The 23,786-nt window shown below is 66.2% G+C and carries 24 protein-coding genes; 7 read left to right on the forward strand and 17 right to left on the reverse strand.

Features of this window, described 5'->3' with window-relative positions; all coding sequences use genetic code 11:
• Positions 1 to 102 precede the first annotated feature (102 nt).
• The 9 genes from KV110_RS38475 to KV110_RS38515 all read right to left on the reverse strand — a co-directional run bounded on the left by KV110_RS38475 (position 103) and on the right by KV110_RS38515 (position 10,569).
• Positions 103 to 249 carry a hypothetical protein gene (locus KV110_RS38475; protein ID WP_218472014.1) on the reverse strand — a complete coding sequence of 49 codons (147 nt, stop codon included), beginning with the start codon at positions 247 to 249 and terminating at the stop codon, positions 103 to 105.
• A gap of 59 nt (positions 250 to 308) precedes the next feature.
• Positions 309 to 1,100 (reverse strand): DeoR/GlpR family DNA-binding transcription regulator, encoded by a 792-nt coding sequence (locus KV110_RS38480; RefSeq protein ID WP_218472015.1) that lies wholly within the window; start codon positions 1,098 to 1,100, stop codon positions 309 to 311.
• A gap of 112 nt (positions 1,101 to 1,212) precedes the next feature.
• Positions 1,213 to 3,249 carry a CocE/NonD family hydrolase gene (locus KV110_RS38485; RefSeq protein ID WP_218472016.1) on the reverse strand — a complete coding sequence of 679 codons (2,037 nt, stop codon included), beginning with the start codon at positions 3,247 to 3,249 and terminating at the stop codon, positions 1,213 to 1,215.
• Between the two features lie 251 nt (positions 3,250 to 3,500).
• Positions 3,501 to 5,123 carry an AMP-binding protein gene (locus KV110_RS38490; RefSeq protein WP_218472017.1) on the reverse strand — a complete coding sequence of 541 codons (1,623 nt, stop codon included), beginning with the start codon at positions 5,121 to 5,123 and terminating at the stop codon, positions 3,501 to 3,503.
• Between the two features lie 140 nt (positions 5,124 to 5,263).
• Positions 5,264 to 5,917: a TetR/AcrR family transcriptional regulator gene (locus KV110_RS38495; RefSeq protein WP_218472018.1), complete on the reverse strand. Its 654-nt coding sequence runs from the start codon at positions 5,915 to 5,917 to the stop codon at positions 5,264 to 5,266.
• Between the two features lie 69 nt (positions 5,918 to 5,986).
• Entirely contained in the window at positions 5,987 to 7,384 is a 1,398-nt protein-coding gene (locus tag KV110_RS38500; RefSeq protein WP_218472019.1) for a lipase family protein, read from the reverse strand.
• 143 nt (positions 7,385 to 7,527) lie between these two features.
• Positions 7,528 to 8,439 (reverse strand): carbohydrate ABC transporter permease, encoded by a 912-nt coding sequence (locus KV110_RS38505; RefSeq protein ID WP_218472020.1) that lies wholly within the window; start codon positions 8,437 to 8,439, stop codon positions 7,528 to 7,530.
• A complete protein-coding gene (locus tag KV110_RS38510) occupies positions 8,436 to 9,317 on the reverse strand; it encodes a carbohydrate ABC transporter permease (protein ID WP_218472021.1) in 882 nt (293 codons plus the stop codon). Before KV110_RS38510 ends, KV110_RS38505 begins: the two co-directional genes overlap by 4 nt.
• 1 nt (position 9,318) lies before the next feature.
• Positions 9,319 to 10,569 (reverse strand): extracellular solute-binding protein, encoded by a 1,251-nt coding sequence (locus tag KV110_RS38515; protein ID WP_246634222.1) that lies wholly within the window; start codon positions 10,567 to 10,569, stop codon positions 9,319 to 9,321.
• Between the two features lie 128 nt (positions 10,570 to 10,697).
• Between KV110_RS38515 and KV110_RS38520 the strand changes: the two genes are divergently transcribed.
• From KV110_RS38520 to KV110_RS38540, 5 genes are all read left to right on the forward strand, one after another.
• Positions 10,698 to 11,642: an SIS domain-containing protein gene (locus tag KV110_RS38520; protein WP_218472022.1), complete on the forward strand. Its 945-nt coding sequence runs from the start codon at positions 10,698 to 10,700 to the stop codon at positions 11,640 to 11,642.
• Between the two features lie 82 nt (positions 11,643 to 11,724).
• Positions 11,725 to 12,690, forward strand: coding sequence for an ROK family protein (locus KV110_RS38525; RefSeq protein ID WP_246634223.1), 966 nt, complete (start codon positions 11,725 to 11,727; stop codon positions 12,688 to 12,690).
• Between the two features lie 52 nt (positions 12,691 to 12,742).
• Positions 12,743 to 13,900: an N-acetylglucosamine-6-phosphate deacetylase gene (gene nagA / locus KV110_RS38530; protein WP_246634224.1), complete on the forward strand. Its 1,158-nt coding sequence runs from the start codon at positions 12,743 to 12,745 to the stop codon at positions 13,898 to 13,900.
• Positions 13,897 to 14,850, forward strand: coding sequence for a hexose kinase (locus KV110_RS38535; RefSeq protein ID WP_218472024.1), 954 nt, complete (start codon positions 13,897 to 13,899; stop codon positions 14,848 to 14,850). Before nagA ends, KV110_RS38535 begins: the two co-directional genes overlap by 4 nt.
• 49 nt (positions 14,851 to 14,899) lie before the next feature.
• Complete coding sequence (locus tag KV110_RS38540) at positions 14,900 to 15,727, forward strand: class II fructose-bisphosphate aldolase (RefSeq protein WP_218472025.1); 828 nt, start codon at positions 14,900 to 14,902, stop codon at positions 15,725 to 15,727.
• Positions 15,728 to 16,320: 593 nt separating this feature from the next.
• Here the strand turns inward: KV110_RS38540 and KV110_RS41890 are convergent.
• Both KV110_RS41890 and KV110_RS38550 read right to left on the reverse strand, forming a co-directional pair.
• Positions 16,321 to 16,521 (reverse strand): DUF397 domain-containing protein, encoded by a 201-nt coding sequence (locus KV110_RS41890; protein ID WP_218472026.1) that lies wholly within the window; start codon positions 16,519 to 16,521, stop codon positions 16,321 to 16,323.
• Positions 16,518 to 17,399 carry a DUF5753 domain-containing protein gene (locus KV110_RS38550; RefSeq protein WP_218472027.1) on the reverse strand — a complete coding sequence of 294 codons (882 nt, stop codon included), beginning with the start codon at positions 17,397 to 17,399 and terminating at the stop codon, positions 16,518 to 16,520. Before KV110_RS38550 ends, KV110_RS41890 begins: the two co-directional genes overlap by 4 nt.
• Positions 17,400 to 17,540: 141 nt before the next feature.
• On the opposite strand from KV110_RS38550, the gene KV110_RS38555 reads away from it, so the two are divergent.
• The gene (locus tag KV110_RS38555; RefSeq protein WP_218472028.1) at positions 17,541 to 17,843 is read left to right on the forward strand and encodes a hypothetical protein; all 303 of its coding nucleotides are present in this window, start codon (positions 17,541 to 17,543) and stop codon (positions 17,841 to 17,843) included.
• Between the two features lie 219 nt (positions 17,844 to 18,062).
• Positions 18,063 to 18,506 carry a DUF4254 domain-containing protein gene (locus KV110_RS38560; protein ID WP_218472029.1) on the forward strand — a complete coding sequence of 148 codons (444 nt, stop codon included), beginning with the start codon at positions 18,063 to 18,065 and terminating at the stop codon, positions 18,504 to 18,506.
• Between the two features lie 7 nt (positions 18,507 to 18,513).
• Here the strand turns inward: KV110_RS38560 and KV110_RS38565 are convergent, their stop codons facing one another.
• The 6 genes from KV110_RS38565 to KV110_RS38590 form a co-directional block, all read right to left on the reverse strand.
• Positions 18,514 to 18,813 carry a DUF3349 domain-containing protein gene (locus KV110_RS38565; protein ID WP_218472030.1) on the reverse strand — a complete coding sequence of 100 codons (300 nt, stop codon included), beginning with the start codon at positions 18,811 to 18,813 and terminating at the stop codon, positions 18,514 to 18,516.
• Positions 18,814 to 18,830: 17 nt separating this feature from the next.
• Positions 18,831 to 19,160, reverse strand: coding sequence for a DUF3349 domain-containing protein (locus tag KV110_RS38570; protein ID WP_218472031.1), 330 nt, complete (start codon positions 19,158 to 19,160; stop codon positions 18,831 to 18,833).
• Positions 19,161 to 19,170: 10 nt separating this feature from the next.
• Positions 19,171 to 19,455 carry a hypothetical protein gene (locus KV110_RS38575; RefSeq protein WP_218472032.1) on the reverse strand — a complete coding sequence of 95 codons (285 nt, stop codon included), beginning with the start codon at positions 19,453 to 19,455 and terminating at the stop codon, positions 19,171 to 19,173.
• 12 nt (positions 19,456 to 19,467) lie between these two features.
• Complete coding sequence (locus KV110_RS38580) at positions 19,468 to 20,775, reverse strand: inorganic phosphate transporter (RefSeq protein WP_246634225.1); 1,308 nt, start codon at positions 20,773 to 20,775, stop codon at positions 19,468 to 19,470.
• 91 nt (positions 20,776 to 20,866) lie between these two features.
• Complete coding sequence (locus KV110_RS38585; protein WP_246634226.1) at positions 20,867 to 22,048, reverse strand: lipase family protein; 1,182 nt, start codon at positions 22,046 to 22,048, stop codon at positions 20,867 to 20,869.
• 177 nt (positions 22,049 to 22,225) lie between these two features.
• Entirely contained in the window at positions 22,226 to 23,737 is a 1,512-nt protein-coding gene (locus KV110_RS38590; protein WP_218472033.1) for an ATP-dependent DNA ligase, read from the reverse strand.
• Between the last annotated feature and the right edge of the window lie 49 nt (positions 23,738 to 23,786).

The raw sequence follows: 23,786 nt of genomic DNA on the forward strand, positions 1-23,786 counted from the left end.
TGACCCGGTCAACGGGTCGACGGGCTGACCGGTCCCCCGCGAACACCAACAGCCCGCCTGGCCACCGAAGGCCTGACGGGCTGTTCGCTATAGCTGCTGTGACTAGTTGGGGGTATCGCCCTCGTAGTCCATTTGCGCGGCCTGATCCTCGGTCTTGGCCGGGGCGTCCGCGGTCGCATCCGGCTGGTCGACGTCGTCGCGGTCGGTCTCGTCAGCATCGGTCGGGTTCGTACCGGGTTCAGTGGTCATGGCCTCGGACATGCCCGGCGCAGGCGGGTTCAAACCGGTGCCGCGCGACGATCGGCTGCCTAGACGACGTCGACGCGGACCCCCGTGGCGCGTATCGCCGCCACTGCCGCCGGGTCCGCGTCGGTATCGGTGACCAGCACGTGGACCTGCTCGATGCTGCAGATCCTGGCCAGGGCGGTCCGTTCCAGCTTGTCCGCGGTGGCCACCACCATGACCTGTCCGGACCGCCGCACCATCTCGGTGGTCACCCCGGCCTCATCGATATGCCTGCATTGGGCGCCGCCCTCGGCGGAGATCGCGTTCACGCCGAGGATCAGTTCGTCGAGGCGCAGTTCGGCCAGCGCGCGCTCGGCGAGCGGGCCGTGCAGTTCGTAGGACTCGCGGCGGGCTACGCCACCGAGGACGACGGTGCGCATGTGCGGACGCAGCACCATCTCGCCCGCGATGTTGAGCGCGTTGGTGACGATGGTCAGTTGCTCGTCGCCCGTCATGCCCAGGTCGGTGCGACCGGCCAGCGCCCGTGCCACCGCGGTGGTGGTGGTGCCGCCGTTCATCGCGATGACCGCGCGCGGATCGACCAGTGACGCAGCGTGTTCCGCGATGCGCTGCTTGGCCTCCCCGCTGGTCTGCCGGTAGCGGGCGGGCAGGTCGTAGGCGACCGAGGTCGCGACCACACCGCCGTGCGTCCTGGTCGCCAACTGCTGTTCGGCGAGGGCGGTGAAGTCGCGGCGGACCGTCGCCGAGGACACGCCGAGACGCTCGGCGGCTTCCTCCACCGAGAGCCGACCGGATTCGGCGAGCAGTTCGAGTAGCCGGTTCCACCGCTGGGGACGGTCGGTCGGTCCGGTCATCTCACACCGCCGATAGCCACATGCCGACCTGCTGTTTTTCTAGGCACGCGGACAATCTGATCACAGGCACGCTGCCGACCGTAGAGATTCCGCTGTGGCAATGCCAAGCCGGCTACCGCCGAGTCTGCGAGACTCCGGCCAGCGGCACCGTGAGGAACGAGGCGGCCCCTTCGGTGCGCTGGATGTCATAGACGCCGCCGAGCAGGGCCGGATAGTCCTTCGGATTGAGGATGTGGGTCGGCGCGTCGCCGGAGCCGATCGTCACCTGCAAACGATGGCCGGGCTGGAACACATGGAAGGCCGGGCGAACCTTGACGTTGTATTCGGTCACCTGCCCTGGGACCACCGGTAGCAAGGATTCTCTGGTACCTGGGTGGAACGCGCCGAGCACGCTGCCGTCCTCGGCGCGCCACGTCCGCTCCTCGTCCAGCGCGCGGAAGTTTCCGGCGAGCTGGCCATCGGTCAACGCGGTGGCCGTGCCGTCCGGCGCGATGTCCTGCACGGTCACGCTGAATGCCGAGGCAGGGGTGTTCGATACGGCGAACAGCGTGGCGCCGATCGGCCCGCCAAGCACGGTCGGTTCGGTGAAGGGAGCAGTCGTGTACTGCGGGTTGTCCAGCAGCCCAGGGATATCGGGGTGCGCGGGGAACTGGCCGCACGGATCGTCGACACCGGCCATCGTGGCGAGCAGTTCGTACACGCCGGAGAAGTTGCGGGAGAACGAGGAGTTGCAGATGGTTCCGCCATTGACCGGGCTGAAGGTCACTCGATCCGAACCTGTTTGGGCCGCAGGTCGGTCCGGCGTGAGGCGCCCGTCGGATTCCAGATACAGGTGCTGCGTGGGGGTTTCCCGGAGCGGATAGGTAGCGCTCTCGATCACGTTGCCGTTGAGGTCGATGGCGTGCAACGGCGTCTTCGTCTCATCGATACCGTTGCGGTCGTCCTTCAGCCACCTGTCGAACCAGGCCAGCTGGATGGCGTGCATATCGATATCGGTGTTGCGCTGCACGCCGGGCTGCACGTGAAACCAAGGGCCGACGAGCATTTGGAATCGCCCGCTGGATGGTGCGGTCGCGGGCATCGGCCCATGGCGCGACCGCCCGGCATAGGCATTCTGCAATCCGGCGAAGGTCCGCGGTGTTCCGTCCTGCAGCAGGTCGTACTGCCCACCGACCAGGTAGGTCGGAATGTCGTTCGCCGCAATCTGTTCCACCACATTATCGATCGCGCGGGACTCCCAGTACGGACTGTTGTACGCCTTGTCACCGTCGAGCAGCGCGTTGAACACCGAGGGCCAGGTGCCGTCCGGCCGGAAGTGGGAGATCAAGTGATCGACGAAGACGCTCGTCAGCTTGTCCGGTTCCCGGTACAACCCGAGGATCGGCGCCAGTTGCGGCAGCAAGGTGATCGGGAATTGCAGCATGGAGGCGAGGAAGGCGATGTTGTAGAAACCGTCGTGCCCCAACAGGTCCTGGAACGCGTGGTTGCCCGGCATCAACGGAAACAGCGCCTTGACCGGCGAATCCGGTTCCAGCACACCGGCGGTGAAGAGTTCGCTCATGCCGAGATACGACAGACCCCACAGGCCGATTTCCCCGGTCGAGTTGGGCAGCTCGGCCGCCCAGTGGATCACCCGTTTCGAGTCCTCGCGCTCCTGCGGCTGCAGGATGCTCCACTGACCACCGGACGATCCAGTGCCGCGAATGTCGACGATCACGCTGATGTAGCCGCGCTTGACGAAATAGTCGCCGTACCCCGCGGCATCGCTGACCTGCTTGGCCACGTCGATCACCGAAGGCAGCGCATTCTGCAAGAGCGGACCGAGACCTTCGTAGGACAGCAGCCGCATCAACCCGGCACTGTCCTTGCCGTAGGACGTCTGGGTCAGGACGATCGGGAACGGACCCGCCGCGGGCGCGCCCACGGCATCCGTCGGGTAGCGCACGTCCGCGCGCAGCACCACGCCATCCGCCATCGGGAGTTCGACGTTCTTCTGCTCGCCGACCCCGTAGCGCTCCGGACCCGGATTCCACCCCTCGGGTAATCCGGTGCGGGGGTTGGCCTTCGGAAGGTCAACAGTGGACGGCGGGTCGGCGATGGCGAGCGGCGCAGCCATCGGCAGGACAACGGCGATGACGAGAACGCCCACCGACACGGCGGTTCGGAACAGACTCCTCGTCGCCCGAACAGTGCTGTGTCGCCCTTGGATCGGCCGGTACGTCGAACAACCAGCGATCGTCGTCATTACTCGGGGGACCCGCATCGTGCCTGCTCACCGTGATGTTCTGGATCGATGACAGCGTTGGCGGCCATCCGCCGATCGCTGACGCTCGATGTATTGGTAAGATATATTTTCAGATAACTGGCCCCATGTCTACTGTCTGGGCCAGAAGACTTTCGTTAGTTCGCCGTGAGGTCGCGTCGTAGCAGTTTTCCGGTGCTGGTGCGCGGGAGTTCATCGACAAAGGTGACGTCGCGAGGCACCTTGAACCGGGCCAGGTTCGCCTTCACGTGGGCACGGACCGCGTCGGCATCGAGCTGGTGATCGGGCCGCCGCACCACGAAAGCCGCAAGTCGCTGACCGAATTCGTCGTCCGGCACCGCGACGATTGCCGCCTCGGCGATGGCCGGATGGGCGTACAGCAACTCCTCGACCTCACCGGGAAAAACGTTCTCGCCACCGGAGACGATCATGTCGTCGTCGCGTCCGTCGATGAACAGCCGTCCGGCCGAATCCCAGTGCCCCACATCGCCGGAGGACAGCAGGCCATCGATGCTGCCCTTGTTGCCGCCACCGGAGTAACCGGCGAAGGACAGCAGGCTGCGCACGTAAATGGTGCCCCGCCTGCCGGGTTCGGTGACCACCTCGCCGTTTTCGTCGTAGAGCCGGACCGTGCACACCGTGGGCGGCTTCCCGACCGTCCCGGACGCCGCACGCCAATCCGCGGGTGTGGCAATGGCGGCGACGCCGACCTCGGTCGAGCCGTAGAAGTTGTACAGCACATCGCCGAACGCGTCGGTGGCCGCGTCGCCGAGCGCGGCGGGCAGCGCAGAGCCCGCGCTGAAGATGATGCGCAGACTGCGGGTGTCGTACTCGGCCAAGACTTCTGGGCCGAGGTCGAGTATCCGACGCAGCATCGTCGGCACGAGCACCAGCACCTGCGCTCGATGTGTAGCGATATCGGCGAGCGTCTGCTCGGCATCGAATCGCCTGTGCAGCACCACCGTAGAGGCCAGCGACAGCGACAGGATGAACTGGTTCAGCGCCGTACCGTGGAACAGCGGCGCTGCGAGCACGAGAGTCTGGTTGCGGCGCAACGGAATCCGTTCCAGGAGCGCGGCCGCCGCGAGGGGTGACTTGACCTCGCGCGGCACACCTCTCGGTGTCCCGGTGGTGCCGCCGGTCAGCAGCACGAACCCGCCCTGTCGTGGCGGTGGAGCCAACTCGGACGCATCGTTGCTCGCGATCAGCTCGTCGACGGTGGCGATGCCGTCGCCTTCGACGCCGTCGTACACTGCCAGCACCCGCCGCACCTCCGGCGGCAGCACACGCAGCAGCTCGGTGAATTCCTGGTCGTACACCACGGCATTCACCCCTTCCCGTACCGCGACATCGGCCAGCTGCGGACCAGCGAATCCGGTATTGAGCAACACCAGCCGCGCGCCGATCTTGGCGGCGGCGAGCATGGTGTCGACCAACTCGCGCCGGTCCCGGATGAGCGCGGCGACCGTGTCGCCCGGCCCGAGACCGATCGCCGTGAATCCACGGGCCAGTGCATTCCCGCGAGCCTCGAGCTCCCGATAGGTGAGCGGCCCGAGTTCATCGATCACCGCCACCCGATCGGGTTCCCGCCGCGCCGACATCCGGACCGGTCCGGCGATGCCGCCGAACTGCCGGACCGCGCGGGAGGCACGCACGAGATCAGCCGGTGCGAACAGATCGAGTACACCGGCGCGCTGCAGCACACCCACCGAATGCAGGTTGACCATCAGCGCGCGAACCGCACTTCCGATGGAGGACATGAACACTCCGTCCCGAGAATCGTCGACCCCCTCGAACAAGGGAGGCCGAACACGACTGTAAGAGATTCCACACAATTCGGCAAGACATCTTTTCAGATGACTGGCCGAGCGTAGCCCCAGCCGATTCCGCGGGTTTCAGATCAGGTGAGCGCGAGCCCGGAATTCACGAAATACGCAATCTCCTCGCATATCTCATCGAGGCCGATCACCGAATCGGGCAGGGTGCTCTGCACCAATTCCTGGGCGAGCGAGTTCACCGCGCCGATCACCGCGATGGCGAAAAGATCGAAGCGCCGCTGTTTGGTCTCGCCGCGCTCGACCGCGCGCTCCGCCTCGCTGATGATCAGCGAGGAAAGCAGGCGTCGCTGCTCCCTGCGCCAATCCTCCACCGCCTGACTCACGCCGACCACTTCGACATAGCAAACCCTGGCGGAGCGATGATCCTGACAGGTCACCGCGAGGTAAGCACCGAAGCCGCGGACCACCCTGGTCGACATCGGCTCGCCGACGGTTTCCGCCAGCGCCTCCAATGCCCGCTCGACCGCGCGTGAAGTGATCCGATTGACCAACGCGATCAGCAACGCCTCACGGCTGCCCATATCTTCGTAAAAGCTGCGCGTGGAAACATTGGCCACCGCACACAGGCGTTCGATGGAAGTGGCTGCGTAGCCCTGGGTTCCGAACAATTCGAGCGCGGCGTCGATCAATCGCGTTCGCCGCTGCGCCACCCGCTGCTCCCTGGACAGTCCGCCATAGCTGCGACCGTCCTTCGCTTCCTCTTCCCGCCGTGCCACCGTTAGATGCTACCCCGCGAGACGGCCGCCACCCCGGCACAGACATGGGTCCGTGCCGGGTTCGATCGGCTACTTCCGCTGGCCGATGGCCTGCCCGACGAGGGCTTGCGCCATGGGTGGCAAGATCTCGGAGAGGCCTTGACCGAACTGCGGATCGGGGATCGTGCTGACCGGACTGGTGATCGAGCAGCCTTCCCGCGCCGCGACGCCGTTGAGCCGGTCCTTCAACCAAGAGAAGGCGCCGGGCACATGCGAGACAACGCCGGAGATATGTTCCGCGGCGAATTCTCGGACGTAGGTGACGCTCGGCGCGCCTTCACGGCAGTATTTGTCAACCACTGCGTCGGTGCCGCCGATCGGAATCAACTCGTCGTTCTGGGCGTGATAGAAGTAGATCGGCACGGTCGGTGTCCGCTGACCGAGCGAGTTGTCCGCAATCGCGTCCCTGATCGCCGGCAGCGACAACGGATCACCGCCTTGGAAGGTGCCCATGTAGTTGAAGCCGGGAAACAACGTGGCGCCCTGCGGATGGCACAGGATCTTCTTGGACGCGAAGACGAATTGGCCGACGAGATCGACCCGCTCACGGAGCACGCGCTGCATCTCCGGATATTCGGTCGCGATGCCGACGAATGCAGCCGAGACCAGTCCGGCATAGACGCCATTGTTGTTGTGGCGTACCAAAGTTTCGTAATCTGCGGGTGCCACACCGCCTGCTGCCACACCGACGATATTCAGCTCGGGTGCGTAGCTGTCCTTGATCTCCGGCACGAACGACGACGGAATAGCGCCGCCGGAGTAGCCCCACAGTGCCGTCGGCGTGCTCGGTCCGTTCAACTGCGCGGGCGCGAAGTTCTCCGCCGCACGAATGCCGTCGAGGGTGGCCTGCGCGTTCATTCGGGAGGCGCCGTAGGCCGAATTCGGTCCCTCGTAGTCGGGGATGGAGACGGTCCAGCCCTGGCCGAGACCGGCCGCGATGGGGATGAGGGTTTCGGCCGCGTTCACGTAGTCGACCGGGATGGCGCCGGATTGGATCACGTAGGACGGCGCGCAGTACTGCGCCACGCTGTCCTCGGCGATCTGATAGGACAACAGCTTCGATCCGCCCGCGGGCGCCGGGCCGCGCGGCTTCAGGATCGTGGTGACCGTCGCGATCGGCTCACCGTGACTGTTGGTGGTGCGGTAGAGCAACTGCCAGCCATCGACATTCAGCTGCAAGATGCCCATGAACGCCGGGTAGATCGCCCGCGCCCGCAGGATCTCGCCGGGTTGTGCCGCGGCGACGAGCCCGGCGGCAGGCTTGTAGAAGTCGTCGAGTTCAGGTGGCAGGGTCAACGCCGGAGCGGGTTCGACTCGAACGCCCGCCGGCTCCTCTGGCGTCGCCTGCCCCGAACCGAGTGTCATCCACGCGGTCATCAGCGCGATGACGCCGAGGACGACAACGCGCCCACCATTGCGCACGCTCATCGAAGTGCCTTCCCGTTACCGACCGTGACCCTTATTGGTAAGGGATCTTTTCAGAAGCCCGGTAAGAAGTCCAGACTCAGACAGTGGTTCGGTGCACAGCGCGATCCCGGCGGGTGGCATCGCACACCACCCGCCGGATCGACTTACTTGACGCTGCCTGCGGTCAGGCCTGCGACGAGGCGCTTCTCGATGAGCGCGAACAGAATCACGACCGGGATGATGCCGACCGTGGAGATAGCGAACACGTATTGCCAGGAGGTGTCGTACTGACCGATGAACTTGGTCAGCGCCACCGACAGCGGCTGGTTCTCCGGGGTGGTCAGCACCACCAGGCTGGCGGCGAACTCGTTCCAGCAGGAGACCACGACGAAGATCGTGGCCGTGACGATGCCGGGCCACACGAGTGGCAGGCTTACCCGGACCAGGATCTGCCAGCGACTCAGCCCGTCCAACTGCGCGGCCTCCTCGATCTCCACCGGAATGGAGGCGAAGAAGCTGTGCAGAATCCACACCGCGAACGACAGGTTGAACGCCGCGTTCACCAGGATCATCGCCAGCCAGGTGTCGTTGATGCCGATCGCGAAGAACTCCCGAATCAGACCGGTGACCAGCACCGTCGGCTGCAACATCTGGGTGACGAGCACCAGGCCGAGAAATACCGCCCGGCCCGGAAACTTATGCCGCGCTGTGTAATACGCCGCCGGAATGGCGACGAGCAAGACCAGCACCGTGGCACACACCGAGATGATGATCGTGCTGGCCAGGTTGAACGGCAGCGGCGTCTCCGGCGTGTCCCACATGGTGGCGTAGTTGTCCGGATGCCACGACTCGGGGATGTATGTCGGTGGGATGCGCAGGATTTCGGCCCGGTTCTTCAGTGAGCCGAGCACCATCACGATGAACGGCAGCAGGAACAGCGTGGCGAGCACCACGCCGACCGCGGTGAGTTCCCAGCGCCGCCGTTTCGTTCGCACCCCCGGGCGTTCGGCCGATTCGGCCACTTGTACCGCGCCGGTGACCTTTTCGATGTACGTCACGTCCGCCTCGGTGGTCATCCGTCGACCTCCTGGGTCGGCCGGATCACCTTCACGTAGATCGCGATGATGACGATGATCAGCACGAAATTCAGCACGCTCATCGCCGCCGCCGTGTCGATCTCCTGGTTCTGCCGGATCAGCTTGAACATCAACGTCGTTGTGGTGTCGGACTGGAAGCCCGCGATGCTGCCGGTGATCACCTGCAGGATCGGCAGCGAGTTGAACGAGTTGATGATGTTGATGATGGTCGCCACCGCGATCGCCGGACGCAGCTGCGGCAGCGTGAGAAAGCGGTAGCGCTGCCACGCGCTCGCACCGTCGACCCGGCCCGCCTCACTGATCTCGGCCGGAATGGATTGCAGTCCAGCGAGAATGGTGTAGGTGGTGAACGGGATCGAGACGAACACCGCGACACCGATCGCGACAAGGAACGCGGGCGTCGGCTGCTTGGTGAAGCCGAAGCCCCGGTCGAGCAGACCGATATCGACCAGGAACCGGTTGGCGATGCCGACATCCGGATCCAGCATGTAGTAGAAGATCGTCGTCGTCATCACGACCGAGGCGGCCCACGGCACCAGGACCGCCATCCGGACGGCGGTGCGGCCAGGGAAGTCCTTGTTCAGGAATTGGGCAAGCCCCGCCGAGAGGACCAACGTGATCAGTACGACGGCGACAACCCAGATCACCGTGTGCACCAGGACCGAACCCAGTTCCCTGATCTCGAACAGGGCGCGGAAGTTGTCCAGTCCGGCCGAGCCCCGGTCTTGCCCGTAATCGGTCAGATCCCTGGTGCTGGTCCACACCATGTAGCAGGCGGGAAAGGCGACGATCGCCGCGATCAGGACCAGCGAGGGTCCGATCCACGGGATCGCCGCCAGAGTTCCTTTCCGTCGCACGCTATTTCGCGGCTTCCTGAATACGCTGCAACACCTGGGCCGGGTCGGTGCCCTGTGCGATGGTGCCCATCTGCTGCCGGATCGCGCCTTGCGCCGCAGCCCATTTCGCGTTGTTACTCGGGTAGAACTGTGCCACCGCGAGAGTGGAACCGAACGCCTTGGTCACCGGATCCGAGGCCAGCTTGGCGGCCGCGCTGTTGGTGATCGGGATGAAGCCCTCTTTCGACACGAAGTTCGCGTAGACGTCGGCGCTGTAGAAGAAGTCGAGGAACTTCTTGATCGATTCGGTCTTCTTGCCGTCCTTCTTGAATGCCATCAGATGATCGGCCACGCCGAGGGTCACCGGGGTGCCGGACTTGGTCGGCGACGGCGCGGTCGAGTACTTCAGACTCGGGTTCTTCGCGGTGATCTGGCCGATGGTCGGGGGCAGGCCCTCGATCATGCCGATCTTGCCCTGGATGAACGCGTTGATGACGTCCTTGCGGTCGGTCGCGCCCGGATTCGGCTGGGTGACACCGGCATCGGCGAGTTCACGCATCGCGCGCACGCCTTCGAGGTTCTGCGGGGTATCGACGGTGATCTTGTCACCGTCGGACCAGGAGCCACCCGCACCGAAGGTCCAGATGGACGTCTCGCCCTGGGCTTCCTCGCTGCCGAGCGGCAGGCCATAGCCGGAGACACCGCCACCGAGCGCCTGGATCTTCTTGGCCGCGTCGGTCAGCTCGGCCCAGGTCTTCGGCGGCGAGGCGATGCCGGCCTTGGCGAACAGGTCGGTGTTGTAGAACAGGGTGCGGGTCGAGGCGAACAGCGGGAGCGCGTACTGCGTTCCGTTCAGCGACGCGTTCTTGGCGAAGCCGGGCTGGATGTCCGAAAGCACCTGCGGGGAGACGATTTCGGTCGCCGGGTAGAGCATTCCGTCATTGGCGAAGCTGGCGTAGGCGTCGATATTGAGGATGTCCGGCGTGGTCGACTTCGACTGGAGCTTGGTGCGCACCACGTCGTTGATCGAGTTCCACGACTCCATCTGCAGGTTCACCGTGATATCGGGGTTCTTCTTCTGGAAGTCCGCGATGATGCCGTCCCACAGCGCCTTCGTACCCGTGGCCCCGTCACTGTAGGCCGGGGCTAGGAAGTTGATCGTGGTGTCGGAGTCGGCGGAATCTTTCGAGCCGAACCCACAGGACGAGATCGCCAGCGCAAGGCCGGTGACCATCGCGACCCCCGCGAGCACGCCGTGGAGTGGTCTTTTCACGAGTAGAACCTTTCAAATTTGCACACCCGGCGCCACTGGACAGCCGATGATGGGATCGAACTGATCGACCGACTATCAACATAGACCCAACCTTGATCGTATGTGACCGATTCGCTCGTAAATTTGACATGAACGATCACCGGGCGGATTCTGTTGTTGTGCCGATCTCCGCCGAACCCACGCCCGTGACCCATCTGGCCAACGAGGTCGCCACCCAGCCTGACGACTGGGCGCGCGCCGAAACGATCGCCGCCGAGCACCGCGACATCCTCCCCCACAAGGGCGAGCGTGTGGCCGTGATCGGTTGCGGCACTTCCCTGTTCATGTCCAAAGCGATCGCGGCGCTGCGCGAGGGCGCAGGCCACGGTCTGACCGACGCCTGGCCCGCCAGCGAGGTCCGCTACGGCCGCGACTACGACCGCTACCTGGTGATCTGTCGCTCCGGCACGACCACCGAGGTGGTCAACGCCATGCGGGACATCCCAGCACACATTCCGCGCACCGTCATCTGCTCCAGCCCAGGCACCCCGGTGCTCGAGCTCGGCGACCCGATCCTGATCGATGAGGTCGACGAGGAGTCGGTGGTGCAGACCCGCTTCGCCACCACCACCCTGGCGATCCTGCGCTGGCACCTGGGCGAAGACCTCGCCCCGGTGATCGAGCAAGCCCGCGCGGTGCTCGCCGAGGATCCGGCGGTATCGCTCGCGAACGTCCGGCACGCCGAGGAGATCAGCTTCGTCGGCATGGGCTTCGCCGCCGCCATCGCCGAGGAAGCGGGTCTGAAGCTGCGCGAATCCTGCCAGTCCTGGACCGAGTCCTACCTGGCCACCGAGTACCGGCACGGCCCGATCGCCATCTCCGCGCCGGGTCGGGCGGTGTGGGCCTTCGGCCCGCTGGTGCCGAACTTCGCCGCCGACATCGCCGGCACCGGTGCGCACTTCGAGCACCGCGACATCGATGCGATGGCCGACCTGGTCCGAATCCATCAGCTGTGCGTACTGCGCGCCGCCGATCTCGGTCTCGACCCCGACCACCCGCGTGGGCTCAATCGCTCGGTCGTCCTCGACCAGTGATCGGACCGGCCCGGTGAAACCCGACCCCACCGCGATACCTGGTATCGCGCCGTTCCCGGCACCGGGAACTACTGTGCGAAGTATGGGAACGGCGCAGGAACCGACGGCTGCGGTCTTGCCGCAGCCGGACGCGTTGGCCGATGACGCGCTGGTGCTCGGTCTCGATGTCGGTGGCACCACCATCAAGGGTGAAATCACCGATGCCGCAGGCCGAGTGCTCGCCGTCGGTACCGTCGCCACGCCGCAGGGCGAGGCCGCGTTCGAGGCCATGGGGGCGTTGGGCGACCAGCTGCTGTCCGAACTGACCGCAGAGCTGCGAAGCCGAGTGGGCCGGGCGGCCGTTGTACTGCCGGGCATCGTGGACACCGTGCGGTCGATCGCGGTGTTCAGCAGCAATGTCGGCTGGCGGGATGTGAAGGTCGGCGACCGGTTCAGTGATCGCTGGGGCATCCCGGTTCTGATCGAACACGATGTGGCCGTGGCGGGTTGGGCCGAATGGCGCGTCGGTGCCGGGCGCGGATACGACAACGTGTGCGTGGTCATCCTCGGGACCGGAATCTCGGGCACCCTGTCCGTTGGCGGGCGTCTGCTGCGTAGCAGCTATGGGCAGGTCGGCGAATACGGTCACATTCCGGTTCGCGCGGACGGGCTGCCCTGCCTGTGCGGGAACACCGGTTGCGTCGAGACGATAGCCTCCGGTGCTTCGATAGCGCGTGCCTACACCCGTCGTTCCGGCCGCGAAATCAGCGGTGCGGCAGAAGTATTCGCCCTCGTCGATACCGACCCTGACGCCACGGCCGTGCTCGCCGACGCGGTGGACGCGCTCGCCGACGGCCTGATCGGCATCGTCCACGCCGCATGCCCGGAACTGGTCATCCTCGGGGGTGGACTGGCGGGGGCCGGTGCCGCGCTGACCGAACCGCTGCACCGGGCCATTGCCGACCGGCTCCGGCTTGTTCCCGCGCCGCAGGTGGTGCTCGGCGAATTCGGCGCCCGTGCGGGGTTGGCGGGAGCCGCGCTGTTCGCCCGGCAGGGAGCACTCGAATGATCGGCGCGTCCGTTGCACTCGGCGGTATCCGAAGCAAGGGGATGTCCGCGTGGTGACCGATACCGAACTGGTGATTCGCGGGCGTGTGGTGTCGGCGAGCGCTCAGCTGGACGACGGCGTGGTCTCGATCGTCGGCGAACGGATCGGGGCCGTGCTGCCGTTCGCGGAGTGGGTTGCGGCGCATCCGGATTCGGCCGAACCCACGTTTTCGGGGACGCTGCTGCCGGGGCTCGTTGACATTCACAATCACGGCGGATTCGGGCATCGGTTCGATACCGTCGACGCGGCGCAAGCGCGGGCGGCGGCGGAATTTCATCACGCGAGCGGGTCGACGACCGTGGTCGCGAGCGTGGTCACCGGGGCCGCCGCGGACATGGTCGAGCAGACTGCCGTGTTGCGGGAGTTGGCGGCGGCGGGGTTTCTCGGTGGTATTCATGCCGAGGGGCCGTTTCTGTCGGAAGCGCGGTGCGGGGCGCAGGATCCGCGTTTCCTACGCGATCCGGATCTGGAACTGACCGATCAACTGCTCGCTGCCGGCGGCGGACACCTGCGGGTGATGACCCTGGCGCCGGAGCGCTCCGGCTATGACGCTGTCGCGCAACGGCTTACCGAGCACGGTGTGGTGGTTTCGCTGGGACACAGCAACGCCGACTACACCTCGTTCCTGAAGGCGTTGCGGCCCAACGGCTTCGGCACGTTGGTCACGCATCTGGCGAACGGTATGGCGCCACTGCACCACCGCGAGCCAGGCCCGGTCGGAGCGAGCCTGGTCGCTGCCGCGGCGGGGCACGCGACGGTCGAGCTGATCGGTGACGGGGTGCATGTGGACGGCGGTTTCGCCGCGCTGGTCTTCGCGACCGCGCCAGGGCGGGTCGCGCTGATCACCGATGCCATGCAGGCGGCCGGGCTGACGGACGGCGAATATCAACTCGGGCCGCAGTCGGTCACGGTGCGCCAAGGGGTCGCCAGGATCGCGAATGGTTCGATCGCGGGCGGCATCAGTACGTTGCTCGATTGTGTGGCGCGTGCGGTGCGCGAGTCCGGTGTGCCACTGGCCGATGCCGTGCTGGCGGCGACGGCTACCCCGGCGGCGGCCATCGGACTGACCGAGGTGGGCGACCTGCGAAAGGGCGATTTCGCCGACGTATTGATAGTCGATACGAATCTCCAGTTGCGCCGGGTGCTCAGACGAGGACAGTGGTTGTCGTGATCCTCACCGTGACGATGAATCCTGCCTACGACATGACCTATCGCGTCGAGCACTTCGAGCGCGGTCAGGCACATCGGGTCAGCTCGGTCGAACAGCGCATCGGCGGTAAGGGCATCAATGTCACGCGGGTGTTGAATCAGCTCGGAAAATACGCCAGGGCAACCGGCTTCGCCGACCACGCCTTCGCAGCCGCCGCCGAGCTGGAGATGCCGGTCGACTTCGTGCACGCGCTGCCCTGGGTCCGGCGGACCGTGGTGATCAGCGAATCCGAAGACGGCACCGCGACCGCACTGTGGGAGCCGGGCGCCCGCGTCTCCAATCCGCACGCCGCCGAACAACTCGCGGTCCGGGTGGCGGGGATGATGCCCGAGATCGATGGCCTGGTCATCTCCGGGTCGCTGCCCGGCGGGATCGCGGCGTCGCTGCCCGCGGAGATCGCCCGCACCGCCATCGCGGCCGACGTGCCGACCATCTGCGATGTCGACGGCGAGGCTCTGCGCCTGGCCGCTCAGGTTCCCGGCGTCATCCTCATGCCCAATGGCGATGAGCTACAACGCCTCACCGGCATCAAGCCCGCCACCGCCGACGAGGTCGTCACCGCCGCCAAGCCCTTGATCGACCGCGGTGTCCGTGCCGTCGTCGCCACCCGCGGCGCCGACGGCATGGTCGCGGTCACCGCCGACGGCGCCTGGTTCGCCGCCCTCCCCCAACCCCTTGCCGGAAACCCCACCGGCGCAGGCGATTCCGCCACCGCCGCGGTAATCGCGGCCCTGACCTCGGACCCCGTCCCCGACTGGCCCGCCATCCTCACCGACGCCGTAGCCACCTCCGCCGCCGCCGTGGTAATCCCCGTCGCCGGTGAAATAGATCGCTGCCTACGTACCCGCATCGCCCCCACCGTCCGAGTCACCCAACTCGACCTACCGACCCGCCAAGAAACCGCCCCGTGAATGTGCTTGTCGAGCAGTCGGGCGTGTTGAGTTTTCAGGAGAGATACCTATGCCGCTGACGCCTGTTGCCGATTTGATCGCTTCCGCGAGGCCGGGTGGGCTCGGTGCGTTCAATGTGATCACCTTGGAGCATGCGGAGGCCATCGCGGCGGCGGCGGAATCGGCGAACCGGCCTGTGGTGCTGCAACTTTCGGAGAACACGGCGATCTATCACGGCAACCTGGCTCCGTTGGCCCTCGCCTGCCTGCGCATCGCGGCGGACAGCACGGCCGCCATCGCGGTCCACCTCGACCACGCGACCAGCCCTGAACTGGTGCGCGCCGCAGTCGATCTCGGCATCCGCTCGGTCATGTACGACGGCTCCACCCTCGATTACGCCGCCAACGTCGCCACCACCGCCGACATCACGCGCTGGTGCCACGACCGCGACGTTCACGTCGAAGCCGAACTCGGTGAGGTCGGCGGCAAAGACGGTGCGCACGCCCCCGGTGTCCGCACCGATCCCGACGAGGCGGTCGAATTCGTCGCCGCGACCGGCGTAGACGCCCTGGCCGTAGCCGTCGGCTCCTCGCACGCCATGCACACCCGCACCGCCACCCTCGACAATGATCTCATCGCCCACCTCGCCGCCAAGGTCCCCGTCCCCCTCGTCCTGCACGGCTCCTCCGGCGTCCCCGACGAAGGCCTGCGCGCCGCAGTCGAACACGGCATCACCAAGGTCAACATCGCCACCCGCCTCAACGTCCTGATGACCGAGGCCATCCGCACCACCCTCGCCACCGACCCCACCCTCTCCGACCCCCGCAAATACCTGACCCCCGCCCGCACCGCAATCCACACCGAGGTAGTCCACTTCCTCCACCTCCTAGCCCCCTAACCTTCGCCCAACGGGACCTGACCGAGACCGGGTGGGGTTCGCCTGGTGGTTCGCCGGAGGTAGGTCTCCGTTCGTGTCAGAAGAGGAGCGGTCGGCGACGCCAGGAGTCAACGCCGCCGACCGCGGGGTGCGGTGGACCGGGGCAGCCGATCCACCGGTGCTAGGAACCAACCAAACCAACAACCCCACCATGCCTGCCCCACCTGAGCACTTCACCCCACCTGCCCTGAGAGTCCCTTAGGAAACTCGCGTCACCAGCCCCACCCACCCGAGGCGACTGCCCTCCAGCCAGGCGCCCAACGGGAAGCCCGCGGAGATCACGAGCTATGTCCCGCTCGGCATGGGGTTAGGCGGCCGGCGGCGCGGGCGAGGGAGGGGCGCCACCGGCCGGGGGATGGTGGGCCAGGGCAGGTGGCCCACCAGGCGAGTTGTCGGAGTAGTGAGGTGATTCCGACGCACTCAGCCTGCCGACCCCACCTGGGTGGTCCCCCCAGCCGAGCTGAGAGTCCCCTGGGAGCCCTGCGAAACGCGAGTGGCACACCATGGAGTGGTCTTCTCGTGTTTCGCCGCAGCCATGTGCTACTCGCGGGGTTTCAGAGGTGGGCGATGAAGACAGACCAGGCGGCGTTGGTGAACGTGAGAATGGGCTGGGAGGCTCGTGAACCTTGATACTTACTATCGCGCACTAGGACTCGATCGCCGTCGAATCGCACTTCGACGCAAGTCTGGGTGTCACCGGAGTGAGAAGACTTGAACCAGCCCGTGCCGGTGGAGACCTGATCGGCGGAACTCACAACAACGACTTTAGTCGAGCTGCTGAACTTTCGATCAGATCCAAGGATTCGTCCCGGCCCAGCGCAAGCGATCGGGCGCGTTCGTACAGGAACCGAAGGTCACGGACCCGGGTCTCCTTCTTGTCCACATCATCGACATAGAGCTCGCCGAACACTGCCGATTCGTGCCAGGCGAGGGTCGGGAGACGAGGACTCTCGAAGTCGAGCAAATGAAATGTGGAGCCAGCCAAGATCGTTCCGGTGGAGACGAACGGAATCACTCGGAGGTCCACATTGTCGGGGTGCGTACGGATGGCTTCCGCCAGATAGCACAGTTGGCGATAGAGCACCCCTGGACCACCGATCTGCTGGGTGAGCGCCGCTTCGCCGATCACTACCGTCAACTGGACGCGGTCAGCGCCGGCCAAACGTTCTTGTCGCCGCAAGCGAACCTCGACGCGCTGATCGACCTCGACCGCCGGAACCGTCGCCACCGGGGAAACCATCAGCGCGCGTATGTACTCCTCGCCCTGCAAAAGGCCTGGCATCAGCACACTTTCGTAGGTGCGAATCGTCTGCGCGCCGGATTCGAGACCGTAATAGCGGAGCAACAGGTCACCGAACAGGGTGGTGTACTTCGTCCACCACCCGCGTCCTCTCGCCGCCTCGCGTAACTCCATCAGCTCGTTCTGCTCGGTGTCGTCGATCTCCAGGATGTCCAACAACTGCTCGAGCTTGCCCTTCGGCAGCAGGTTGCGTTCGTTCTCGATGTGCGACCAGTAGGCCGGCGATACCTCGAGGGCTTTGGTGATCGAGGCGGCTCCGATGCCCAACTCCAACCGCCGCTGTCGCAGCCGGAGCGCCAGTTCCCAGAGCGCAACCGCAGGTGACAGGGCCATGGGCGAATAGTACAGCCAACACTCTCCGCACCTAAATGCCCTAAATTGACTTGTATAGTTTACGACCCTATAGTGGCTGTGTCACACATCACAGGCGGGACTCCTCAACCAAGCCCGCACGGTGGGAACGAGGGGGTTCGCGTGTCTGTGCATGTCATCGGTAGCGGCTGGATGGTCAGTGATCGGACGGCGCATCAGGCTCGGCGGGTCAGTGCGGATGCTTGGGTGGTGTCGTATCTGCGGGGTCGGATGTTGACTACGGAGCAGGCTACGGCGGCTATTCAAGTGGCGGAGGCGGTTTCGCTGATGGATGAGTTGGCGCGGCGAGTGGGGCTTACGGCGCTGGAGGCGATCGGATTGGCCGTTATCGAAACGCCGTGGGAGACACCGTCGTCCAAGCGGTATCGGTTACTACCTCGCCCGGCGGGTCGGCACCACCGCTGAGGCCGGACCTCACCAAACGATCTGGTGCCGCCAGCGTCCGGGGACGTATCCCTTGACCACCTTGTTCCACCACCGCGGGTGACCGGCGTACTCGGTCCGCCCGACGATCCGCATCACCGAGTGACCCCGCTCCACCGCCTACGCGGCAGTAGGCATACCCGCCGAACTTGCTCCATATCTCATGTCCAGCATCAACATTCACATCAGGGGGTTATCAATATGGAACCACTTCCGTCCAAAGAGCTGCTCCTCGCGGCCTGCCGTACCGCACCGCGCAACGGTCATCCACTCCTCGAATCCACGCACCTGCTGGCGACACTGCACGTACGACGAGCACGCCTGCGCCCCGGAGCGACCGTGGACATCGATGGGCACCGCGCCCGGCTGGTGCTCGCCATCGACCGCTGGATCGCCAGCGAACTCCCGCCCGCACACTGTGGTGCGCACATGCACACCGAAACCGTCGGCATGATCGTCGACCGCCTCGCCCAGTTCTCCACCAGCGCCCACGAAAGCCTGTCCGGCGCACCGGAATGGGCGGTCCACGACGCCTGGGAACGCCTCGCCGAACTCGCCCTCGGCTACCACGACCTCGCCTTCGAAGTCTCCGCGGGCTTGCGCCGCCTCCCCTACCTCGGCGGCCCCCGAACCTACGACACCTGATCCCGAGTCAGCGGTCGTCGGCCGAGTCGTCTCGGGGCCAAGCGCGCGCCTCGAGCCGGGCTCGGACGCGGGAAACGTCCGCCTCCGATGGCATTTCGTTGGTGACCTTGGTGATCATCACCTGGATGTCGGTCTTGTCGGCCGGGAGATCGCCGGAACCCCTCAGTTCCGCGGCGATTTGGCGGACCTCGTCATCGGAGAGACGGCGGCGGAGCAGGGCGAGCAGCGGGATGTAGTCGGCCTCCGGGACACCGTCCGGATATCCGGCCCGCAGCCAGTCGATGATGGCGTTCAGGAAAGGTGGCATCGGCGAACGCTTCTCGTTCAGTCGGCGTCGGTAGGCGGGTCGGCGAGTGGCCAGCCGCCCGCCGCGAGGTGTGAAGCCACGCGGGCGACGTCGACGTCGTCGGGCTGCTCCTTCGCGACTCGCGCGATGGCGTCCTCGATTTCGGCGTGGGTGATCTTGCTGTCCGGGTTCGACGCCGCCAGTTCCTCGGCGATCGCGACCACCTCGAAATCGGTGAGATGCCGGTGCAGGACCGCGAACAGGGCGACATAGTCGGAATGCGGGATCCCCTGCGGGTAGCCGGCGCGCAGCCAGCCGACGATCCGGCCGAGCACCTTCGGCCTGAGCTCTGCGGAGTGATCGGTCACGTTGTGCCCTTCAGGACTGTCCGAACAGATGAATGCCGAATCGTGCGGCGATGAAAGCCTTTGCCGTATAGAGGATCCCGGTCAGGATCGCCGCCACGATCAGTCCGAAGCACAGTAACGCGACGGCCAGCGCGGGGTAATTGCGTTGCACGACACGGCCGTCCGCGGACACCGTCTCCGCCAACGACCAGAACCGGACCCCGACCGCGAACACCATCGGCAGCCCGGCCCCGAGCACCAACCCGGCCAGCGCCACCCGCCACAGCGAGTTCAGATTCGTGATGAGCGTGTGCACGTCTCCTCCTCCCTAAACCTGTGCCGACCGGCTCGACTTGCCTGGTTCGGCCGACGCGGCCCCGCTCTTACCAGAGGCGTCCCGACGGGTCGGCTCGCCCGGTTCCGCGGAGCCACCGCCGCTGTCCTCGCGGCCGGAATCACCGGCCTTCGCAACGCCCGCCGGATCGGTCGCCACGACCGGCGTGTCACCCGGCCATTCGTTGACGTTGCTGGTGTCGACCGGATCCCGCCGGGACCGCAGATACATCAGCGCCGACAGCGCGAGCAGGATCACGAACACCACCAGCACACCCGGCAACCCGCCGATGACGTGCGCGATCGCCCAGCACACCGCACCGGCCAGACCGGCAAGCGGCAGAGTGAACAGCCACGCGACCACCATCCGCCCCATCACGCCCCAGCGCACCTCGGCGCCCTTGCCGAGCCCGGTGCCCAGGATCGAACCGGTGGCGGTCTGCGTCGTGGACAGCGGCAGCCCGAAGTGGGCGGAGGTGAGAATGATCGCCGCCGACGCGGATTCGGCGGCCAGACCCTGCGGCGATTCGATCTCGACGAGACCCTTGCCGAGCGTCCGGATGATCCGCCAGCCACCGAGGTAGGTACCCGCCGCGATGGCGACCGCACACGCCGCCATCACCCACAGCGGCATCTCGTCGTTCTTGGTGAGCGAGCCGTGCGCGACCAATGCCAAGAAGATGACGCCCATCGTCTTCTGCGCGTCATTGGTGCCGTGCGCCAGCGAGACCAGCGAGGCCGAACCGATCTGGCCCCAGCGGAAGCCCGCCTCCACCTTGTCGGGATCGGACTTGTTCGTGATCCGATAGACCAGCCAGGTGCCGATGGCCGACACCAGCGCCGCGACGATCGGCGCGAGCACGGCGGGCAGGATGATCTTGGTGAGCACGCCGTCCGAGCCGGCCGCCCAGATCACGCCGCTCCAGCCGAGCGCGGCGAGGGTGGCGCCGATCAGGCCACCGAACAGTGCGTGCGAGGAACTCGACGGCAGGCCGAACAGCCAGGTGAGCAAGTTCCACAGAATGCCGCCGACCAGGCCGGCGAATACGATGATCAACAGGTCGTGGCCCTGCACGGCATCGAGGCGGACGATGCCCTTGGCCACCGTGGCGGCGACGGCTACCGAAAGGAACGCGCCGATCAGATTCAGCACCGCCGACAACGCGACCGCGACGCGCGGCCGAAGCGCGCCGGTGGCGATGGAGGTCGCCATCGCGTTGGCGGTGTCGTGGAAGCCGTTGGTGAAATCGAATGCGAGTGCCGTGACGATGACGATCAGGAGAACCAGTAATTCGACGGTCACGCCTCTAGTGTGCGGCACGGGTCAATATGATTGCCAGGCGGTTGCCCTCTAGTGGGCGGCGCCGATGCGATAAGTTGAGTCCTGTCCCCTATCAGCCGAATCGGGTGCACCCCGGGGTCACCGGCTTGCCGGCGAAGCGATCATCGATCCAGGCATTCGTCCCGGGAATACCGCTGGTACTGACGATGAAATGTTCACCGAGATATACCTGGAAATCCACCTGGGTTCCGCCGCGGCACCAGTCGGCGTAGAGGTTCTCGGCCCCGGCGAGCGGCACCCAGAACTCGTTCAAGCCGTGGTACATGAAGATCGGAACGGTCGGCGGGAGCGCGCCGAGCCGATTCTGCGCCAGAATCTCCCGAATGAACGGCAGTTCGGTGGGCGCCGCCACATCGGTGAGCGCCTGCACCGGAATGGGCGCCACGATCCCGACGAACTCCTCGGCCGCCATGCAGAAATCCTTGCCCACCCGCGCCAGCCGCCAGCCGTTGTCGTTCATCAGGTCGAGCATCTCCGGGTACTCCCGGGCCAGGCCCAACGTCGCGGCCAGGAATACGCCGGACGCCGCGTCCCGGCCGTTCATCGTGTGCAGCAGCATTTCGAAGTCGGCGGGTACGCCGCCGAACGCGGCGCCGACGAGATTGACCTCCGGCGCGTACAGCGGCGCCAATTGCGCAGCCCACCCCGAGGCAATGGCCCCGCCCGAATATCCGGTGACCACCGTCGGCGAGTCCGGTTGCAGTCCGAGTTCCGGCGTCTGCACCGCAGCGCGAATCGAGTCGAGCACCGCATGCCCCGCCATCCGGCCCGCCGCGTACGCCTGCCGAGGACCTTGATGGTCGGGCACCAGTACCGCGTACCCCTTGGACAGCGGGATCTGCGCCGACCACAGCTTGCTCGACAGCATCCTGAGCTCATAGGACGGCGCGCATTTGTGCCCGAGTGAGTCGATCGCCGGGTTCAAGGTCACCAGTGGGCGTGGGCCGGAACCGGTCCACGGCGCCGACGGCATCAGCAGGGTGGCGACCACCGGAACCGGCTTGTCCTTCGCGTCGGTGGACCTGATCAACAGCTCGGTCGAGATCAGCGGCAGCACGGTCAACCCGGTGCCACCCGGCCGCGCCGCGAGAACCGTTCCTGGCTTGCGACTTTCGAACCCGACCGGCGGCACATAGAACGGATCACCCAGCGGCGTCGGCATGATCCCCGCGACTTCACGTGAGGGAAACAGCAAATCGTCGATCGGACTCGCATGCGCCGTAATCCCCAGCACGGCCCCCACCGCCAACACCAACGCCAGAGCGGCTGCACGAAGCCGCCACACTATCGAACCCACCCGTAAACCCCGATCCCGAAGCAGAACCTCTGCCGAACCCCTGCAGTCTGACCCGCCCCCGACCCCCTGAGGAGCCCACATTTGCAGTGGCAGAACAATCTTCACACGGGCGGGTCAGGGGAGGAGGGATTGGACGGTGTCGATGGTGTCGGCTTCGGTGGGGTCTTTGTCGGGGCGGTAGCGGACTACTCGGGCGAAGCGGAGGGCTACGCCGCCTGGGTAGCGGGGGCTGGTTTGGACTCCGTCGAGGGCTACTTCGACGACCAGTTCGGGCCATAGGTAGACGGTGTGTTCGTCGCGGGCTCGTTCGTGGCGCGGGAATTCGGCTGTCTGCCATTGCAGGAGGGCGTCGGTGAGGCCCTTGAAGGTTTTGCCGACCATCACCGGTTCGCCGGTGTGCGGGTCGCGGGCGCCCAGGTGCAGGTTCGACAGGTAGCCGGTGCGGCGGCCGTAGCCCCATTCGGCGCCGAGTACCAGCAGGTCGAGGGTGTGGGTCGGCTTGATCTTCTGCCAGGCTCGGCCGCGCCTGCCCGCCGCGTAGGGCGCGGACAGCGATTTGATCATGACGCCTTCGTGGCCCGCCGCGAGTGCGCCGTCGAAGTATTCGGCGGCGGCCTCTTCATCGGGCCGAATCAGCGCGGGAATGCTGTGCGCGGCGGCCACTTTCGTGAGGGCGGCGCGGCGCTCGGCGAGTGGGGCATCGAGCAGGTCCTGGCCGTCCAAATGCAGGCAGTCGAAGAAATACGGATGCAACAGCAACTCCCGGGTGGAGCTCACCTCGGCGAACCGGCTCATCGTCTCCTGAAAGGGGCGTGGTCGGCCGGAGTCCGTCAGGGCCAGGGTTTCGCCGTCCAGTACGACGCTGGTGCAGTCGAGCCCGGCCACCAACGCCACCAGTTCCGGCACGCCCGCGGTGATGTCGCGCAGTGTCCTGGTGAACACCCACACCCGCGCACCGTCGCGGTGCACTTGGATCCGCGCGCCGTCCATCTTGATCTCGACGCTCACGTCGCCGCCGAACTCGGTCAACGCCCCGTCCAGCGTCGCCCCGGGCGAGGCGAGCATCGGCTGGATCGGCCGGCCCACCTCCAGCCGGAACTCGCCGAGCGCCTCGACCCCGCCGGTCATCGCGGCGATCGCGGTCACCGGCAGTCGACCGGACAGCATGTACGCCCGGCGCACCAGCTCGACCGGTACGCCGGCGGCCGCGGCGACGGCCTCACTGACGATCGCGGTGAGCGCCCCCTGACGAAGTTCGCCGGTCAGCAGGCGCAGCAAGAACGCCTGCTCATCCGCGGTAGCGGCGGTCCAGAGCGCGGCGAGCAGTTCCCTGCGCCGCGCCGCGGACCCGGCACCGGAGGTCTCGGCCAGGTCGCTGAGTGCGGCGTCGACCGCCGAAACCGTCAGTGTCGCAACGAGTGCCGGGGTAGTGTCCACGGCGGTGAGGGTGCGCCAGCCCGTGCCGATTCGGCCCTGTCGTAGCTCGCCGGATGCCCAGGCGACCACCGGCGCGAGTTCGTCCGGCGCGGCGGCGGTCAACAGCTCGGCGAACGTTGCGATCTTCGTCTTCCGTGACCTGGTCGCGCGGACCGTCTCCGAAGCCTGGACGACATGCGAGAACAACACCCAACGACGGTAACGCGTGCCTGTGACATATCGCTCAGCACTGCTGCTA

This window comes from Nocardia iowensis (assembly GCF_019222765.1).
In the GTDB taxonomy this organism is placed as follows: Bacteria; Actinomycetota; Actinomycetes; order Mycobacteriales; family Mycobacteriaceae; genus Nocardia; species Nocardia iowensis.

Excerpts from the sequence above, each read along its gene's own strand:
- KV110_RS38475 (WP_218472014.1), bottom strand. The coding sequence starts at position 249 with ATGACCACTGAACCCGGTACGAACCCGACCGATGCTGACGAGACCGAC.
- KV110_RS38480 (WP_218472015.1), bottom strand. The coding sequence starts at position 1,100 with ATGACCGGACCGACCGACCGTCCCCAGCGGTGGAACCGGCTACTCGAA.
- KV110_RS38490 (WP_218472017.1), bottom strand. The coding sequence starts at position 5,123 with ATGTCCTCCATCGGAAGTGCGGTTCGCGCGCTGATGGTCAACCTGCAT.
- KV110_RS38500 (WP_218472019.1), bottom strand. The coding sequence starts at position 7,384 with ATGAGCGTGCGCAATGGTGGGCGCGTTGTCGTCCTCGGCGTCATCGCG.
- KV110_RS38505 (WP_218472020.1), bottom strand. The coding sequence starts at position 8,439 with ATGACCACCGAGGCGGACGTGACGTACATCGAAAAGGTCACCGGCGCG.
- KV110_RS38520 (WP_218472022.1), top strand. The coding sequence starts at position 10,698 with ATGAACGATCACCGGGCGGATTCTGTTGTTGTGCCGATCTCCGCCGAA.
- KV110_RS38525 (WP_246634223.1), top strand. The coding sequence starts at position 11,725 with ATGGGAACGGCGCAGGAACCGACGGCTGCGGTCTTGCCGCAGCCGGAC.
- KV110_RS38540 (WP_218472025.1), top strand. The coding sequence starts at position 14,900 with ATGCCGCTGACGCCTGTTGCCGATTTGATCGCTTCCGCGAGGCCGGGT.
- KV110_RS38550 (WP_218472027.1), bottom strand. The coding sequence starts at position 17,399 with ATGGCCCTGTCACCTGCGGTTGCGCTCTGGGAACTGGCGCTCCGGCTG.
- KV110_RS38560 (WP_218472029.1), top strand. The coding sequence starts at position 18,063 with ATGGAACCACTTCCGTCCAAAGAGCTGCTCCTCGCGGCCTGCCGTACC.
- KV110_RS38565 (WP_218472030.1), bottom strand. The coding sequence starts at position 18,813 with ATGCCACCTTTCCTGAACGCCATCATCGACTGGCTGCGGGCCGGATAT.